We start from the raw sequence: 16969 nt of genomic DNA on the forward strand, positions 1-16969 counted from the left end.
CCGAGTGGGTTCGCTGCTGATCGCTGGTACGACGTCGGATGCCGGCAAGACGACCGTGGTCACCGGCATCTGCCGTTGGCTGGCGCGGCAGGGCGTGCGGGTCGCGCCGTACAAGGCGCAGAACATGTCGAACAACTCGATGGTCTGCGCCGACGGCATCGAGATCGGCCGGGCGCAGTGGATCCAGGCCGTTGCCGCGGGCGCCGAACCCGAGGCGGCGATGAACCCGGTGCTGCTCAAGCCGGGCAGCGATCGCCGCAGCCACGTCGTGCTGATGGGACAGCCCTGGGGCGAGTTGAGCGCGCGGGGCTTCCTGACCGAGCGGGCCGAGCTCGCCAAGGCGGCGTTCGCGGCGTACGACGATCTCGCGTCGAGGTACGACGTGGTGATCAGCGAGGGCGCGGGCAGTCCGACCGAGATCAACCTGCGGCAGTCCGACTACGTGAACCTGGGGCTCGCGCAGCACACGAGGGCGGCGGTCGTCGTGGTCGGTGACATCGACCGCGGGGGAGTGTTCGCGTCGATGTTCGGCACGGTGGCGTTGCTCGACGCGGCCGATCAGGCTCTGATCAGCGGGTTCCTCGTGAACAAGTTCCGCGGCGATGTCTCGCTCCTGCAGCCCGGGATCGACATGCTTGCCTCGGTCACCGGCCGCCCGACGTACGGCGTGCTGCCGTGGCTGCCCGAGCTGTGGCTGGATTCCGAGGACGCACTGGACATCCCGGTACGACGTACCTCGCCGGGCGACCTGCTGTCGATAGCGGTCGTGCGCTTCCCGCGCATCAGCAACTTCACCGACCTGGACGCGCTCGCGGTCGAGCCGACCAACAGCGTGTTCTTCACCACCAGCCCCGCGGAGATCCGCGACGCCGATCTGGTCGTCCTCCCCGGATCCCGCGCCACGGTCGCGGACCTGGCCTGGCTCCGTGCCAACGGCCTGGCCGACGCCATTACCACTCGGGTTGCGTCCGGTCTGCCGGTTCTCGGGATCTGTGGCGGATACCAGGTGCTCGGATCAGTCGTGTCCGATCCGCACGCAGTCGAGTCGGGCGGCGATCACCCCGGACTGAACTTGTTGCCCGTCGCAACCACCTTTGCCCGCGAGAAAACGTTGGCACGGCCCACGGCAACGGCGTACGAGATCCACCACGGCGTGGTTGAGGTGACCGGACAGGCGGAGGCATTCCCGGGTGGCTGCCGCCTCGGCAACACCTGGGGAACCATCTGGCACGGCCTCCTCGACGACGACGCCGCGCGGCACGCCTTCCTCGCCGACATCGCGAACCTGACCGGCAAGCCCGCGCCCGACGGCTCCGTCTCGTTCGCCGGCCTGCGCGCCGAGCGGCTGGACCGTCTCGCCGACATGATCGAGGAGTACGCCGACACCGCCGCCCTCATGCGACTGATCGAGCACGGCGCCCCGCCCGTCCCCTTCGTCGCACCAGGAGCCCCGTGAAGTCCGAGCTGCAGAACTACCTCCAGGGCACTCGTGCGTTGATGCTCGCGAAGCTCGAAGGGCTGAGTGAATACGACCGCCGCCGTCCGCTGGTCCCGTCCGGCACCAACCTGCTCGGACTGGTGAAGCATCTGACCGGTATCGAGTACGTCTACCTCGGGACGAGCGTGGGCCGCCCACCAGCCGAGGAACTGCCCTGGCAGGCGGACGGTTCGATCTGGGGAGGCACCGACCTGTGGGCCAGGCCGACCGAGTCGACGGAGTACCTCACCGGGCTTTACCGCGAGGCCTGCTCGCACAGCGATCGCTCGATCGCCGACCTCGACCTGGATTACCCCGCCGAGGTCCCGCACTGGCCGGAGGGCAGTCGCAGTACGACGTTCGGCGCGCTCCTCGTGCGCGTTGTCGACGAGACCGCGCACCACGCCGGCCACGCGGACATCATCCGCGAACTGATCGACGGCCAGGGCGGCAAAGACTCCGACCTGCTCGACGAGACCGGCTGGACGGAGTACTACACGACGATCCAGCGGGCCGCGGAGACCTTCCTGGATGGATGATTTCGAGCGGTTGCGCGGGCGGTTGTTCGGGATCGCGTACCTCGCGAAGGCCGTCACCAAACCTGTCGATCAAGCAGCTCACGTCCGCGCGGACAAGCTCGCCTTGCGAGGACGCAGTTGTCACAGATCGGAGGGCTGCCGGATCTGAACTGGTGAACCGAAGGGACACCACATGAGCTCGATCCTCGTCACCGGCGGCACCGGCACCCTCGGCCGGCCGGCCGTGACCCGACTCCGGGCAACGGATCATCAGGTCCGCGTGCTCAGCCGGACTGCCGGATCCCAGCGCGGTCCGGACGCTCCCGATCGTGTCGTCGCGGACCTTACATCCGGCACCGGCCTCGCCGCGGCCGTCGAGGGCGCGGACGTGATCGTCCACTTGGCCACCAGCCAGGGCCGCCGCGACGTCCAGCATGCCCGGAACCTGGTCGCCGCGGCCACCGACGTGAAGCACGTCATCGTGATGTCGATCGCCGGGATCGACCGCATCCCACTGCCGTACTACCGCTCCAAACTGGCGGCCGAACGTGTGGTCGCGGAGTCCGGCGTGCCGTACACGATCCTGCGGGCGACCCAGTTCCACAACCTGATCGACCGGGTCCTGAGCGCCCAGCGGTTCCTCCCGGCCGTGATCGCTCCGAGCATCTCGTTGCAGCCGATCGCCGTCGAGGATGTCGCCGTGTGCCTTGCCGAATTGGTCGACCAACCACCGGTGAACGGACGGGCGCCGGACATCGGCGGTCCGGAACGGCGAGCCGTGCCGGAGCTGGCCCGGCAATGGAAGCAGGCTCGGGCGGTGCGTCGTCCGGTGGTGCCGCTGCGGCTTGCCGGCAAGGCGTTCCGCGCGTTCGCGGACAGTGCGGCGATGGTCGACGGGCCGGCGTACGGGCGGATCACGTTCGGGGAGTACCTCGCATGAGGACATATGTCCGTACCGTCCTGTGGATCCTCGCCGTGACGGAACTGGTGCTCGCGCTGGTCGCCTACCTGGCGTACGCCGGGCCGCACCTCGTGTTCCATCTCGGCCACCTTGAAGGCGACGAGCGCATGCTGTCGATCGGGCTGGCGGTGATCCTCGCGCTGATGGTCGCGCTCCCACTCAGTGCGCCGGCCGGGACCCGCAAGTTGACTTGACGACTGTGACAGTAGCGCTGTCACAATAGCGCCCATGGGTCCACTCGAGGGCGTGAAGGTGGTCGAACTGGCCGGAATCGGCCCGGCGCCGTTCGCGTGCATGATGCTGGCCGAGCTCGGCGCCGACGTCCTGCGCATCGATCGCCCTGGCGGCAACGTGTCGTTGGGCCCGCCCGAGTTCGACCTGCTGAACCGCGGTCGACGGAGCGCGGCGCTCGACCTGAAGCAGCCCGCCGCGGTCGACGTCGTACGGCGGCTGGTCGCGCAGGCCGACGTACTGATCGAAGGTTTCCGGCCCGGTGTTGCCGAGCGGCTCGGGCTCGGGCCCGAGGAGTGCCACGCGATCAACCCGCGCCTGGTGTACGGGCGGATGACCGGCTGGGGGCAGGACGGTCCGCTCGCGCAGACGGCCGGGCACGACATCGACTACCTCGGGTTGTCGGGGGGCCTGCACCTGATCGGCCGCGCCGGCGGACCGCCGCAGGTGCCCGCGAACCTGCTCGGCGACTTCGCGGGCGGATCGCTCTACCTGGTGATCGGCGTACTCGCGGCGTTGCACAGCGGTGAGGGCCAGGTCGTCGACGCGGCAATCGTGGACGGGTCGTCGCATCTGACCACGATGTTGCTCGGTGCGCTCGCGGCCGGGTCCTGGCGGCAGGACCGCGGAACGAACCTGCTCGACACGGGTGCGCCGTTCTACGACGTCTACGAAACGGCCGACGGGAAGCATCTTTCGGTCGGTGCTCTCGAACCGCAGTTCTACGCGGAACTGATCGAGAAGCTCGGCATCGATGCGCCCGACCGCAACGACCCGTCGAACTGGCCTGCCCTCCGCAAGGTCCTCGCCGAGACTTTCCGGCAACGGACCCAGGCGGAATGGACGGAGGTGTTCGACGGCTCCGATGCCTGCGTCGCACCCGTCCTGCCACTCGCGGCCGACCATCCCCATCTCGTTGCCCGAGGCACCTTTGTGAACCACCTCGGCGTCCGGCAGCCGGCCCCCGCACCACGCTTCGACCGTACGCCGACCAGCCTGGGCCGCCCGCCGGCGCGTCCGGGGGAGCACACCCGCGAGGCCCTGACCGACTGGGGCATCACCGACGTCGACGACCTGCTGGAATCCGGCGCCGCCCAACAGGATTCAACACCGTAGAACTGAGAGGAAACCGCCCGTGGAACGACAGCTCTTCGACGCCGATCACGATGCCTTCCGGGAGAGCGTTCGCGCGTTCTGCGAGAAGGAGATCGTCCCGCACCACGACAGCTGGGAGGACGCCGGGATCGTGCCGCGCGAGCTGTGGACGGCCGCGGGCGAGGCGGGCCTGCTCGGCTTCATGATGCCGGAGGAGTACGGCGGCGGTGGGGCGCGGGACTTCCGGTTCAACACCGTGCTGCTCGAGGAGCTGACCCGGGTCCGCGCGAGTGGCGTCGGCTTCACGATCCACACCGACATCAACTCCGCGTACCTGCTCGACTATGCGACGCCGGAGCAAAAACAACGCTGGCTGCCGGCGTTCTGCGCGGGGGAGACGATCAGCGCGATCGCGATGACGGAACCCGGCGCGGGCAGTGATCTGCAAGGCATCCAGACGACTGCGCGCCGCGACGGCGACCACTATGTGCTGAACGGGCAGAAGACGTTCATCTCGAACGGGATCCTCGCCGACCTGGTGATCGTGGTCGCGAAGACCGACCCGGCCGCCGGTGCGCAAGGCATCTCGCTGATCGTGGTCGAGCGCGGCATGCCCGGCTTCGAACGCGGGCGGAACCTGGACAAGATCGGCCTCAAGGCGCAGGACACCGCCGAGTTGTTCTTCGACGACGTCCGGGTGCCGGTGGAGAATCTGCTCGGCGAAGAGGGCAAGGGCTTCATCTACCTGATGGAGAAGCTGCCGCAGGAACGCCTGACCATTGCCGTGGTCGCGGCCGCCGCCTGCGAGAACATGCTCGAGGACACCCTGCGGTACGTGAAGGACCGCAAGGCGTTCGGCCGCCCGATCGGTTCGTTCCAGAACAGCCGCTTCGTCCTCGCGGAGCTCGCCACCGAGACCCAGATCGCCCGCGTCTTCGTCGATCGCTGTATCGAGGAGCTGAACGCCGGCACGTTGACGGTGGCCGAGGCCGCGATGGCGAAATGGTGGACCACCGAGCTGCAGAAGAAGGTCGTCGACCGTTGCCTGCAGCTCCACGGCGGCTACGGCTTCATGACCGAATACCCGATCGCGAAGGCCTACCTCGACACCCGCATCCAGACCATCTACGGCGGCACCACCGAAATCATGAAGGAGATCATCGGACGAACGATGGGTGTGTAGTTGACGGACTACCCTGCCGGCGAGATGCCGGCAGGTAGTCCGCAGCAGGCCTCCGCGGCGAGTCGTGGCCTGCGCCTGAACTGTCAGCACTGCGGTGCAATGCACCGAAGCTGCGTGGCACCGTGCCGTGCCCACCCCTCCCGAGCGGCACGACACATTGGGCGCCGGGGTCTGGGGCATGCCTCAACAGGCGGGCTCAGCGTATCGGGCAAACCGGTGGCGCACCAGGGCAGGCACCCGCCGAAAGTCACGATCGGCTACCCAGGCGTCACCGATCGGAGTGCGGACATCGCCAGGCGGCCCTGGACGACATCGTCGGCGACGTGGGTCAGCCGGCGATTGTTCGCGCGCGCATAGCTCCGCAGAACGACGAAGGCTTCGTCGACGTCGATCGAGAGGCTGTGGGTGAGGAACCCCTTCGCCTGCTCGATCAGCACCCGGCTGTTGAGAGCCGTCTGCAGTTGCTCGGTGACGATCTCCTGCCTGGCCATGGCACGCTGGTGAACGATGCCGATCGTTGCGGCATCGGCCAGTGCCTGCCCGAGGGTGATCGTGTCCGCGTCGAGCTGACCGGTCGATTTGCTGAACAGATTCACCGCTCCGACCACGGTGTCGCGCAGCCGCATGGGAAGCGCCTGCACAGACAGGTACCCGGCCCCGACAGCGGCCGCGGTGAAGCGCGGCCACCGGTCCTGGGCCTCCCGCAGGTCCGGGTGCTGCACCGGATGTCCGGTGCTGAACGCATCCAGGCAGGGACCCTCCGAGTTCTGCAGCTGGGTCAGCTCGACCAGGCGCGCTTGTTCGGTGGACGCCGCGACCAGGTTCAGCACGCCGTGATGGTCGGCCAGCAGGATGCCGCAGGCCGAAACCCCCAGTAACTCGCTACACCGGGCCGCGAGGCGGTCCAGGAACTCGATGATGTCGAAATCGTCGACGAGCGTGTCCGACAGTTCGATGAACACCTCCCGCACTCTGCGGTCAGTTGCGCTCATCAGTCCTCCTCCTGTTCCTTCTCGGCATGGTCAGGGCCCAGCTCCTTCGGATCGGTCGGTCCTGCGGGTGGGGACGAGTCACTCTCGAGCTTGAGGGTTCCGGCCATCACGTCGGCGGCGACGCGGTGTAGTGGCCGGCCGCTGCTGTAGGCGTGTGCCCGCAGCAGCGCCAGCGCATCCGTAACACCGATGGCTTCCTGTGCCGCGAGGCGTCCCGCAGCCTGGTGTACCTCGGCACGGCGGGCGGTGAAGGCGGCCTCGATCACCTCGTCCAGGTCGGCGCTGACACCGCGACGGTGGTCCAGGGCGAGAACCAGCATCGCGTCGGCGAATACCAGTGCATCCTGCAGCTGGTCGGTGCGCAGCGGCCCGGCTTGCCGCCGGTACACGCTCAGCACGCCCAGCCTGGCGGCCCCGGCGGCGACCGGGAACGCGAAGACGCCGTGGACACCCCGGCCGGCCACGGCTGCCGAGAACGCCGGCCACCTGCGGCCGGCGTCGAGGCCGGCCAGATCGGTCTCGAGCACCGGCGCGCCGGTGGAGATCGCATCGCCGCTCGGCCCCTCGCCCAAGGAGAACTGCAGCTCGTCCAGCTCGCCGATCTCGGCATCGGTGGCCAGCAACGGCTCGAGCATCCCGTTGCTGCTCGTCAGGGCGAGCCCGGCGCCGGCAGCGAACAGCACCTGCGCGCATGCGGTGACTGCGTGCAGCAACGAGGGCGAAGACTCATCGCCGTTGGCAACGGCTCTGATCGCCCCCCACACCCTCGTGCTGCGGTCGTGATCCACCCGTTCCGTCCAGACTCGAACCGCCGCCGGGCGGATGGTCCACTCTAGCGGCCGGATCAGTGATGCCCTGCTCATAGTGCCGCGCGCCACCAACAGTTGTTTCCGCAGCCGCGTCAGGTCCGATCGACCGACTCGCCCGCGATGGTCGTCCCCTGGGCCACGCCCGTACCCGATCCCGCGATCTTCACTCCTCGGCCGCCGGACCTGCGGTCCGGCGGTCCCTCTGCTTCGGACTCGGGCGCCGTGGCGTCGTCGGATCGGGGCGGTGGGGCGTCCTTACCGCCGGTCGCGGCGGGTACGCCATACCACTCGCTCATCAAGGCTCCTCCCGGTAGCTCACGATGCGCGAGCCGGGGTCCGGGGGCAGCGCGTAAAACACAAATTCTAGTCCTGGGTCCCGTTTGCGGCACTGCTTCGCGGGCGTCGGCGTGGTTGACTTCATCCAGGAGTCGAGGGAGGTCGTCATGGGCATCGTGTCTCCTGGATTCACCGGTCGGCGGCGGGGCGGGACAGAGCTTCCCCCCGGGCAGTACCTGACCCGTGATTTCCCGGTGTTGTCAGCGGGGCCGACCCCGCATGTGCTGCCAGAGCACTGGGAGTTCACCGTCACCAGCGAGACGGGTGAGGTGTACAGGTGGGACTGGGCCGCGCTGATGGCGTTGCCGGCCGAGGAGATCACCAAGGACATCCACTGCGTGACCCGGTGGTCGAAGCTGGAGACGACCTGGAAGGGCGTCTCGCTCGACACACTGCTCGCGGACGTCGAGACCGGCGCCGATTACGTGATGGCGCACAGCTACGGCGGTTACACGACGAACGTGCCGATGGACGACCTGCTCGACGGGCAGTCCTGGATCGCCTACGAGTACGACGGCGAGCCGCTGGACCCCGAGCACGGCGGACCGGCCCGGCTGCTCGTCCCGCATCTGTACTTCTGGAAGAGCGCCAAGTGGGTCCGCGGCCTGGTGCTGTCCGACACCGAGGACCTCGGCTTCTGGGAGACGGCCGGCTACCACGAGTACGGAGACCCATGGAAAGAACAGCGATACGCCGGCGACTGATGTGGCAGGTCGCCACGGTCACCGGCGTACGGCGTGAGACCGAGACGGCTCGGACGATCGAGCTCGAAGTACCGGACTGGCCGGGGCATGTCGCCGGGCAGCACCTCGACGTACGGCTGACCGCGCCCGACGGATACCGGGCCTCGAGGTCGTATTCGATCGCCTCGGCGTGGACCGCGTCGCACAGTTCGACCATCGAGTTGACGGTGGAGCAGGTACCCCGCGGCGAGGTCTCGCCGTACCTGGTCGACGTGCTGAACGTCGGCGATCCGCTGGAGATCCGCGGACCGGTCGGCGGCTGGTTCGTGTGGAAGCCGGAGCAGGACGGGCCGGTGCAGCTGATCGGCGGCGGATCGGGTGTCGTGCCGTTGCGGGCGATGCTGCGTGCGCACGCCTCGGCCGGCAGTACGACGCCGTTCCGGCTGCTGTACTCCGTGCGGCGGCCTGAGTCCGTGATCTACGTGAGCGACCTCAAGGAGCTCGCCTCGTCGGACGATGTCGACGTCCGGCTGGTGTACACGCGGGATGCGCCGGCGGGCGAGCCGCGGGTCGGCCGGATCGACGCCGACGTGATCTCGGAGCACGCGTTCAAGCCGGGGGACGGCGCGACGACGTACGTGTGCGGGCCGACGCCGTTCGTGGAGACGGTGGCGGATCTGCTCGTCGCGGCGGGCCACGATCCGGCGCGCGTGAGGACAGAACGATTCGGACCGACTGGAGGCCCGTGATGAGTGAGACCAACTATCTGGACGGCAATGCGGCCGCCGGATCCCTGAGCGAGCTCTTCGCCGTCGATCTGACCTCGGCCATCGCGCAGTGCAACGGCTGCGGCCGCACGAGCGTCTTCGCGGAGGCCCACGTCTTCGTCGACGCTCCGGGCATGGTGGCCCGCTGCCCCGGCTGCGACTCGGTGCTCCTGCGCGTCGTCACCAGGCCGAACGACACCTACCTCGACCTCCGAGGGCTGACCTACCTGCGGGTCCCGAACTCGTGAGTCAGCGGAGGGCGTGAACGCAGACTGTGGGCGGGGGTGCGCCGGCGTGCCGGGGGCCGTGAACAGGCAATAACCTGTGCGAGCCGCCGACAACCTGTTCAACGCCCCGCGATGTGGTGGACCGCGGGGGGCGGGTTAGCGGGGTTTGTTTTGGGTGCGGCGGATTGTGTCGCGCTGGGTTTCGCCGACGGCTCGTTCGTAGGCGAGGACCAGGCCCTGGATCGTGACGGGCTTGAAGCGTTCGACCAGGTGCTGGATGTGCTCGGGCGGGCCGCCGGAGTCGCGGTAGTGCGGCCAGACCTTGGTGCGGAAGACCTCGGTCAGTTCCTCGGCGAGGGCGCGGCCGTGTTCGGTGAAGATGCGGCCGGCGTCCTGCACCGCCTCGACCGGCAGGTCCAGGTCGAGCAGTTCGACGCCGAGGCTGAGGTGCGCGGTCGCGACCTGGAACACGTCCTCGTCCGGCGTCGGCTCGACGACGCCGAGCGCGACCAGCATCTCGATGTCGTCGTCGCTGAGCTCGCGACCGGTACGCCGTACCAGCGCCGTCCGATCAAGCGTTTCAGGGAGGTCGCGCATCCACGGCGTCAGCAGCGTGCGATGCAGCGCGATGTCCTGCGGGGTCGCGTCGACCGGGATCCGGTCGAGGTAGCCCTCGATCGCCTGCAGCGTGAAACCGTGCGCCTGGAGTTCGCGCACGAGGTCGAGGCGGGCGATGTGTTCGGGTCCGTAGTACCCGACTCTCCCGCGTCTGATCGGCGGCGGGATCAGGCCCCGGCCCGCGTAGAACCGCAAAGTGCGCACAGTCATTCCGACGCGCGCCGACAGTTCGTCAACTGTCAGCGTGGCGTCATCGGAGTGTGTGCCAGCCCCCGAGACATCCGACATGGCGGAGATCATAACGACCCGCACTTGACCATCATGACAGTTCAACTGTCACAATCGGCTCCATGAGTGAAGCGTTTCTGTACGACGCGATCCGGACTCCGCGCGGCAAGGGCAAACCGACCGGCGCGTTGCACGAGGTCAAGCCGATCCAGCTGATCACCGGCTTGCTGCAGGAGTTGTGCACGCGGCATCCCGAGCTGGACGCGACCGCGATCGACGACGTCGTCCTCGGGGTCGTCACGCCGATCGGCGACCAGGGCATGGATATCGCGCGGACCGCCGTACTGATGGCCGGCTATCCGGAGACGACCGGCGGCGTCCAGCTGAACCGCTTCTGCGCGTCCGGGCTGGAGGCGGTCAACCAGGCGGCGCAACGGGTGCGCTCCGGCTGGGAGGACTTCATCCTCGCCGGCGGCGTCGAGTCGATGTCGCGGGTCAAGATGGGCTCCGACGGCGGCGCCTGGGCGATGGATCCGGAGACGGCGCTCGAGACCGGCTTCATCCCGCAGGGCATCAGCGCCGACCTGATCGCGACCATCGACGGCTTCTCGCGGACCGATGTCGACACGTACGCCGCCGAGTCGCACGCCCGCGCCGCGAAGGCCTGGGCCAACGGGTACTTCGCCCGCTCCGTCGTACCGGTGACGGATCGCAACGGCTTGCAGATCCTGGACCACGACGAACTCGTTCGCCCGGGTACTTCGGTCGAGACACTGGCTGGGCTGCCGCTGTCGTTCGCGGCGATCGGGGAGCACGGCGGGTTCGACGCGGTGGCGCTGGAGAAGTACCTGACCGTCGAGCGGATCGAGCACGTGCATCATGCCGGCAACTCGTCCGGCATCGTCGACGGCGCCGCGCTGGTTGCTGTGGGCAACGAGAAGGCGGGCGAGGCGCTCGGTCAGGCCCCGCGCGGCCGGGTGGTCGCTGTTGGTGTCAGCGGCGCGGATCCGACGATCATGCTGACCGGCCCGGCACCGGCGGCCCGGAAGGCGCTGGCTCGCGCCGGTCTGGAAGCGAGCGACATCGACCTGTTCGAGATGAACGAGGCGTTCGCCGCGGCGGTCATGCACTTCATGAAGGATCTCGGCGTACCGCACGAGAAGGTGAACGTGAACGGCGGCGCGATCGCGCTCGGTCATCCGCTCGGCGCCACCGGGGCGATGCTGATCGGAACCTTGCTGGACGAGCTGGAGCGGCGCGAGCTCCGGTACGGACTGGCCACCCTGTGCGTCGGCGGCGGGATGGGCGTCGCGACGATCATCGAGAGGCTTGCGGCATGATCGACTGGACCAACTCCGACGGCATCGTCACGCTGACCCTGAACGACCCGTCCGCCTCGGCGAACACGATGAACGACGCGTATCTGGCGGCGATGGGCTCGGCCGTCGAGCGGCTGCAGGCCGAGAAGGAGTCGGTGCGCGGCGTCGTCATCACCAGCGCCAAGTCGACGTTCTTTGCCGGCGGCAACCTGGAGATGCTGTCGCAGATCCAGCCGTCGGATGCGCCACAGGTGTTCGACACCGTCGAGGAGGTGAAGCGGCAGCTCAGAGCCCTTGAAACGTTGGGTGTTCCGGTCGTTGCCGCGATCAACGGATCGGCGCTCGGCGGCGGCCTGGAGATTGCACTCGCCTGCCATCACCGGATCGTTGCTGACGACAACCGGATCGAACTCGGCGTACCCGAGGTGACGCTCGGTCTGCTGCCCGGCGGCGGGGGAGTGACCCGCACGGTCCGGATGCTCGGACTGCAGGACGCGCTGATGAAGGTGCTGCTGCAGGGCCAGCGGATGAAGCCCGCGCATGCCTTGTCGGTCGGGATCGTCGACGAGGTCGTAGCCCCTGAGGATCTGCTGGACGCGGCGCGCCGGTGGATCACGGCGTACGACGGTGACGCCAAGCAGCCGTGGGACCGGGACGGCTACAAGATCCCGGGCGGTACGCCGTCCTCGCCGAAGCTGGCCGCGTTCCTGCCGGCCTTCCCGGCGAACCTGCGCAAGCAGCTCAAGGGCGCGCCGTACCCGGCGCCGCGGGCGATCATGAGCGCGGCGGTCGAGGGCAGCCAGGTCGACTTCGAGACGGCCTCCCGGATCGAGTCGCGGTACTTCGTCTCGCTCGCCACCGGGCAGATCGCGAAGAACATGATCCAGGCGTTCTTCTTCGACCTGCAGTCGATCAACGCGGGCGGGTCGCGGCCGGCCGACGTACCCCGCTTCTCGGCCCGCAAGGTCGGGGTCCTGGGCGCGGGGATGATGGGCGCGGGGATCGCGTACGTGTGCGCCAAGGCCGGGATCGAGGTCGTGCTGAAGGACGTGTCGCTGGACGCCGCCTCGAAGGGCAAGGTGTACTCCGAGAAGCTGCTGGCGAAGCAGGTCTCGAAGGGGCGTCTGTCGGCTTCGGACGTCGAGGCCTTCCTCAGCCGGATCACGCCGACCGGGGACCCGAACGATCTGGCCGGGTGCGACCTGGTGATCGAGGCCGTCTTCGAGGACGCGGGTCTCAAGCAGAAGGTGTTCGCCGAGATCGCCGGTGTGGTCGAGCCAGACGCGCTGCTCTGCTCGAACACGTCGACGCTGCCGATCACCTCCCTCGCCGACGGGATCGACCGGCCGGACGACTTCATCGGCATGCATTTCTTCTCGCCGGTCGACCGGATGCCGCTGGTCGAGCTGATCGTGGGGGCGAAGACGTCCGACGCGGCGATCGCCCGCGCCTACGACGTCGTACGGCAGATCAAGAAGACGCCGATCGTGGTCAACGACAGCCGCGGGTTCTTCACGTCGCGAGTCTTCGGCACGCTCGTGATGGAAGGCGCCGCGATGGTTGCCGAGGGTGTCGACCCGGTGATGATCGAGCGGGCCGCGACCCAGGCCGGCTTCCCGGCGCCGCCGCTGGCGATGCTCGACGAGGTGACGCTGACCCTGCCGCAGAAGATCCGCGACGCTGCGCGTGCGGCCGGCGACAGCGCCGGGGCCTTCGACGAGCATCCCGGGATGGCGGTTGCCGATCGGCTGGTCAACGAGTTCGGCCGGCGCGGTAAAGCTGCGGGCGCGGGCTTCTACGACTATCCGCCGGACGGCCCGAAGCATTTGTGGCCAGGACTGTGGGAGCACTTTGCCCGTGACAACGACGTACCGCTGATCGATCTGCAGGAACGGATGTTGTTCGCGATGGCGCTCGAGACCGTGAAGTGTCTCGACGAGGGCGTACTGCGATCGGTGCCCGATGCCAACATCGGATCGATCTTCGGCATCGGTTTCCCGCCGTTGCACGGCGGCGCGCTGCAGTACGTCAACGCCTACGGACTGCAAGCTTTCGTTGCCCGGTCGCGCGAATTGGCCGCTGTATACGGTGCACGGTTCGAGCCGCCGGAACTGCTGGTCCGAAGGGCAGCCACCGCTGAGATGTTTACGTGATCACGGCCTGACAACATTCCACACATTCCAACAAAGAAGGTCGCAGTCCGGTCTTGCGCACGGCGCACTTTTGAGTCATCGTGCTAGGCACTTCTACAACGATTGACCTGTAGTAAGTTGTGCCAACTCAGAGATGCTTAACGTCGTTAAGTAACTCGGAACCGTGCGTCGTACCCCTGCGACGTTCCCTCTCGGGAAGGTGGAATTCATGCCTGCTCATGTTCCGAACGCCGGATTGTCCCGGCGGGATCTACTCAAGCGGACCGGTGGACTGGCCGCACTGGCCGCGTTCACCGCGGCCTGCGGCGGTAATACCGGCCGACCGTCCTCAGGGGGCGGAGGCGGCGGGGAGAAGGTCAACCTGTCGCAGTGGTACCACCAGTACGGCGAGACGGGCACGCAGCAGGCCGCACAGAGGTACGCCAAGGCCTACACCGACGCGAACGTGGCGGTGCAGTGGACCCCCGGTGACTACGACGCCAAACTCGCCTCCGGCCTGCTGTCCAGCAAGGGCCCGGACGTGTTCGAGGGTCACTTCAACATCGCCATGGTGAAGAGCAACCAGGTGGTGCCGCTGGACGACATCATGGCCGACGTCAAGGACGACTTCCAGCCGGGCGACCTGGCCACCAACACGCTCGACGGCAAGATCTACGGGATCCGGATGATCATCGACCCGCAGGTCATCTACTACCGCAAGAGCCTGTTGGACAAGGCCGGAATCAAGCCGCCGGAGACCGTCGACGACCTGATCTCCGCGGCGAAGGAACTCACCACGAACAAGGTGAAGGGCATCTTCGTCGGCAACGACGGCGGCAACGTCATGGGCGGTCCGGCGCTGTACTCGTCCGGCGGGGAGTTCCTCACCAAGGACAATAAGCCGGGCTTCACCGATGCCCGAGCCGCCCAGGCCTTCGGCAAACTGCACGAGCTCTACGCGAGCAAGAGCATCCTGCTCGGCGCGCCTACGGACTGGTGGGACCCGACGGCCATCAACCAGGGCCTGGTGGCCATGCAGTTCATCGGCATGTGGGCGGTGCCGGGAATGCAGAAGGCGCTGGGCGACGACATCGGCGTCATCCCGTTCCCGAAGCTCGACGCGCAGGCCCAGCCGGCCGTGTACTCCGGCGGCTGGACGCAGTTCGTCTCCGCGAAGAGCCCGAACATCGACGCGGCGAAGAAGTTCGTCAAGTGGCTGTGGATCGACAAGTCGGAGTACCAGGAGGACTGGTCGCTGAACTACGGCTTCCACATTCCGCCGCGCAAGAGCCTTGCGGCCAAGGCTTCCAAGCTGCAGAGCGGCGTCGCCGCCGACACGGTCAAGCTGACCCAGGACCACGGCTACACCGACAACCCGGCGTGGACGCCGAAGATGGGTACGGCGTTCGGCGACATGCTGACCAACGTCATCAAGAAGGGAGCCGACCCCGCCGCCGAGATCGCGAAAGCCGAGAAGACAGTCAACGCTGAGCTTTCCCGGTTGTTCGGATGAGCGCTCCGACCAAGACGCCGTCGGCCGCGGATTCCGTCACCACTGGTGAGCGGCGGAGACCGCGGCGGCGCCGGCAGAAGGGGATCGCCGGCAACACCTTGTGGTTCTGGGTGTTCGTCGGGCCGTTCGTGCTCGGACTGCTGATCTTCTCGTACCTGCCGATCATCTGGAGCCTGGTCCTCAGCTTCTTCGAGGCCTACAACACCGCGACGCCGTCGAAGTTCGTCGGGCTCCGCAACTACATCGACATGCTCACCGACCACAACTTCCTGTCCAGCCTGGGCACGTTCACGATCTTCGCGGTGTTCATCGTGCCGCTGACGTTCGTGCTCTCGCTCGTGCTGGCGTTGCTGGTCAACCAGGTCAAGATCGCGCGGGCGTTCTTCCGGTCGGTGTTCTTCCTGCCGACCGCCTGCTCGTACGTCGTCGCCTCGCTGATCTGGCGCTTGTCGATCTTCAACGGTGTCCGGTTCGGCCTCGCCAACACGGTGCTCGGCTGGTTCGGTATCGACAACATCGCGTGGCTCTCGACCGTCTCGCCACCGTGGTACTGGCTCCCGCTGGTCACCGTCCGGTTGTGGCTGCAGCTCGGGTTCTACATGATCCTGTTCATCGCTGGGCTGCAGCGGATCTCGCCCACGCTGTACGAGGCGGCGTACGTCGACGGGGCGAAGCCCGGGTGGCAGGTCTTCCGGTACATCACGCTGCCCCAGTTGCGGGCGACGTCGGTCGCCGTACTGATCCTGAACCTGATCGCGGCTTATCAAGCCTTTGACGAGTTCTACAACCTGATCGGCAACGTGAACTACGCGCGGCCGCCGCTGGTCTACCTGTACGGCATCTCGCTCGGCTCGATCCAGGACCTCGGGCACGGCTCGGCCGGCGCCCTGATCCTGGCGGTCATCATCATGATCGTGACGCTGCTGCAGAGCCGGATCTTCGGCTTCGGAAAGGCGGGCGACTGATGGCAGTCTCGGAACGTACGACGGGAACGCCGCAACCGATCGGGTTTACCCAGAGCACTCTCGGACGGGTCGGCATGGTGCTGCGATGGATCGCGCTGTTCATCGCGGTCGTGCTGTTCCTGCTGCCGTTCTACCTGATCCTGCGCAATGCGCTGTCGACCGAGGCCGACATCACGGCGCCGAACTGGACGTTGTTCCCGTCGCATCTGCAATGGAGCAACATCAAGGAACTGTTCGACGACACCCAGGTCCCGATGGCGCGGGCGCTGTACAACTCTGCAGTCGTCGGCGTCCTGGGCACGGCGGGGCAGTTGCTGTTGGCATCTATGGCTGGGTACGGGTTGGCGCGGATCCCTTATCGTCACGCGGACAAGATCTTCTACGCGATCGTCGCCACGCTGATGATCCCGGGTGCGGTGACCTTCATCCCGTCGTTCATCGTGGTGTCGTCGCTCGGGTGGGTATCGTCCCTTCGGGGCCTGATCATCCCGACGCTGTTCAGCGGGTTCGCGGCGTTCCTGTTCCGGCAGTACTTCCTCGGTTTCCCCCGGGAGCTCGAGGAGGCGGCGCGGGTCGACGGGGCTGGGTACTTCGGGGTGTTCTGGCGGATCGTCGTACCGAACTCATTGCCGTTCTTCGCGGCACTGGCGGCGATCACTTTCATCGGCAACTGGAACTCGTTCCTGTGGCCGTTGGTCATCGGCCAGGACTCGTCGTCATGGACGATCCAGGTGGCCATGTCGACGTTCATCACCGCCCAAACCATCAACATCCACGAACTCTTCATGGCCGTAGCGGTCTCAATCCTCCCGCTGGTCCTCATCTTCGCCTTCCTCCAGCGCTACCTAATCCAGGGCGTAACCCAGTCAGGCATCAAAGACTAGAACTGACACCGCAACGCGGCGACTCTTCTGA

Annotated in this window: 19 protein-coding genes; 15 read left to right on the top strand and 4 right to left on the bottom strand. The window is 67.3% G+C overall.

The window, feature by feature from the left end; translation table 11 throughout:
- The first annotated feature begins 4 nt into the window (after positions 1 to 4).
- Genes EV653_RS06890 through EV653_RS06915 form a run of 7 tightly spaced genes read left to right on the top strand, consistent with a single transcriptional unit; the run spans position 5 to position 5465 of the window.
- Positions 5 to 1456 (top strand): cobyric acid synthase, encoded by a 1452-nt coding sequence (locus EV653_RS06890; RefSeq protein WP_134099044.1) that lies wholly within the window; start codon positions 5 to 7, stop codon positions 1454 to 1456.
- Positions 1453 to 2016, top strand: a complete 564-nt coding sequence (locus tag EV653_RS06895; protein ID WP_238159607.1) for a DinB family protein — start codon at positions 1453 to 1455, stop codon at positions 2014 to 2016. Before EV653_RS06890 ends, EV653_RS06895 begins: the two co-directional genes overlap by 4 nt.
- Positions 2009 to 2164: a hypothetical protein gene (locus tag EV653_RS41010; RefSeq protein WP_166679303.1), complete on the top strand. Its 156-nt coding sequence runs from the start codon at positions 2009 to 2011 to the stop codon at positions 2162 to 2164. The genes EV653_RS06895 and EV653_RS41010 overlap by 8 nt, the downstream gene beginning before the upstream one ends.
- A 24-nt stretch (positions 2165 to 2188) precedes the next feature.
- A complete protein-coding gene (locus EV653_RS06900; protein WP_134099045.1) occupies positions 2189 to 2935 on the top strand; it encodes an SDR family oxidoreductase in 747 nt (248 codons plus the stop codon).
- Positions 2932 to 3150 (top strand): hypothetical protein, encoded by a 219-nt coding sequence (locus EV653_RS06905; RefSeq protein WP_134099047.1) that lies wholly within the window; start codon positions 2932 to 2934, stop codon positions 3148 to 3150. The genes EV653_RS06900 and EV653_RS06905 overlap by 4 nt, the downstream gene beginning before the upstream one ends.
- Positions 3151 to 3184: 34 nt before the next feature.
- Positions 3185 to 4303, top strand: coding sequence for a CaiB/BaiF CoA transferase family protein (locus tag EV653_RS06910; RefSeq protein ID WP_134099049.1), 1119 nt, complete (start codon positions 3185 to 3187; stop codon positions 4301 to 4303).
- 19 nt (positions 4304 to 4322) lie between these two features.
- Positions 4323 to 5465 (top strand): acyl-CoA dehydrogenase family protein, encoded by a 1143-nt coding sequence (locus tag EV653_RS06915; RefSeq protein ID WP_134099051.1) that lies wholly within the window; start codon positions 4323 to 4325, stop codon positions 5463 to 5465.
- A 257-nt stretch (positions 5466 to 5722) separates the two neighbouring features.
- Here EV653_RS06915 and EV653_RS06920 read toward each other — a convergent pair whose 3' ends face one another.
- From EV653_RS06920 to EV653_RS06930, 3 genes are all read right to left on the bottom strand, one after another.
- A complete protein-coding gene (locus EV653_RS06920; protein ID WP_134099053.1) occupies positions 5723 to 6457 on the bottom strand; it encodes a GAF and ANTAR domain-containing protein in 735 nt (244 codons plus the stop codon).
- Complete coding sequence (locus EV653_RS06925) at positions 6457 to 7170, bottom strand: GAF and ANTAR domain-containing protein (protein WP_134099055.1); 714 nt, start codon at positions 7168 to 7170, stop codon at positions 6457 to 6459. Before EV653_RS06925 ends, EV653_RS06920 begins: the two co-directional genes overlap by 1 nt.
- Positions 7171 to 7358: 188 nt before the next feature.
- The gene (locus EV653_RS06930) at positions 7359 to 7562 is read right to left on the bottom strand and encodes a hypothetical protein (protein ID WP_134099057.1); all 204 of its coding nucleotides are present in this window, start codon (positions 7560 to 7562) and stop codon (positions 7359 to 7361) included.
- Between the two features lie 147 nt (positions 7563 to 7709).
- On the opposite strand from EV653_RS06930, the gene EV653_RS06935 reads away from it, so the two are divergent.
- The 3 genes from EV653_RS06935 to EV653_RS06945 are packed head-to-tail and all read left to right on the top strand — an operon-like array spanning position 7710 to position 9300.
- Positions 7710 to 8306 (top strand): sulfite oxidase-like oxidoreductase, encoded by a 597-nt coding sequence (locus tag EV653_RS06935; protein WP_134099059.1) that lies wholly within the window; start codon positions 7710 to 7712, stop codon positions 8304 to 8306.
- On the top strand, positions 8276 to 9034 hold the full coding sequence (locus tag EV653_RS06940; protein WP_134099061.1) for a ferredoxin reductase: 759 nt from the start codon (positions 8276 to 8278) through the stop codon (positions 9032 to 9034). Before EV653_RS06935 ends, EV653_RS06940 begins: the two co-directional genes overlap by 31 nt.
- Positions 9034 to 9300, top strand: a complete 267-nt coding sequence (locus EV653_RS06945; protein ID WP_134099063.1) for a DUF6510 family protein — start codon at positions 9034 to 9036, stop codon at positions 9298 to 9300. Before EV653_RS06940 ends, EV653_RS06945 begins: the two co-directional genes overlap by 1 nt.
- Positions 9301 to 9435: 135 nt before the next feature.
- On the opposite strand, the gene EV653_RS06950 is transcribed toward EV653_RS06945, so the two are convergent.
- Positions 9436 to 10185, bottom strand: a complete 750-nt coding sequence (locus EV653_RS06950) for a MerR family transcriptional regulator (protein ID WP_166679304.1) — start codon at positions 10183 to 10185, stop codon at positions 9436 to 9438.
- Positions 10186 to 10247: 62 nt separating this feature from the next.
- Between EV653_RS06950 and EV653_RS06955 the strand changes: the two genes are divergently transcribed.
- From EV653_RS06955 to EV653_RS06975, 5 genes are all read left to right on the top strand, one after another.
- Positions 10248 to 11465: an acetyl-CoA C-acetyltransferase gene (locus EV653_RS06955; RefSeq protein WP_134099065.1), complete on the top strand. Its 1218-nt coding sequence runs from the start codon at positions 10248 to 10250 to the stop codon at positions 11463 to 11465.
- Positions 11462 to 13597 carry a 3-hydroxyacyl-CoA dehydrogenase NAD-binding domain-containing protein gene (locus EV653_RS06960; protein ID WP_134099067.1) on the top strand — a complete coding sequence of 712 codons (2136 nt, stop codon included), beginning with the start codon at positions 11462 to 11464 and terminating at the stop codon, positions 13595 to 13597. The genes EV653_RS06955 and EV653_RS06960 overlap by 4 nt, the downstream gene beginning before the upstream one ends.
- Before the next feature lie 208 nt (positions 13598 to 13805).
- Entirely contained in the window at positions 13806 to 15089 is a 1284-nt protein-coding gene (locus EV653_RS06965; RefSeq protein WP_134099069.1) for an ABC transporter substrate-binding protein, read from the top strand.
- On the top strand, positions 15086 to 16054 hold the full coding sequence (locus EV653_RS06970) for a carbohydrate ABC transporter permease (protein WP_130450307.1): 969 nt from the start codon (positions 15086 to 15088) through the stop codon (positions 16052 to 16054). The genes EV653_RS06965 and EV653_RS06970 overlap by 4 nt, the downstream gene beginning before the upstream one ends.
- Positions 16054 to 16938: a carbohydrate ABC transporter permease gene (locus tag EV653_RS06975; RefSeq protein WP_134099071.1), complete on the top strand. Its 885-nt coding sequence runs from the start codon at positions 16054 to 16056 to the stop codon at positions 16936 to 16938. The genes EV653_RS06970 and EV653_RS06975 overlap by 1 nt, the downstream gene beginning before the upstream one ends.
- Positions 16939 to 16969: the final 31 nt, after the last annotated feature.

Origin of the sequence: Kribbella pratensis, from assembly GCF_004365355.1 — a bacterium.
Lineage (GTDB): Bacteria > Actinomycetota > Actinomycetes > Propionibacteriales > Kribbellaceae > Kribbella.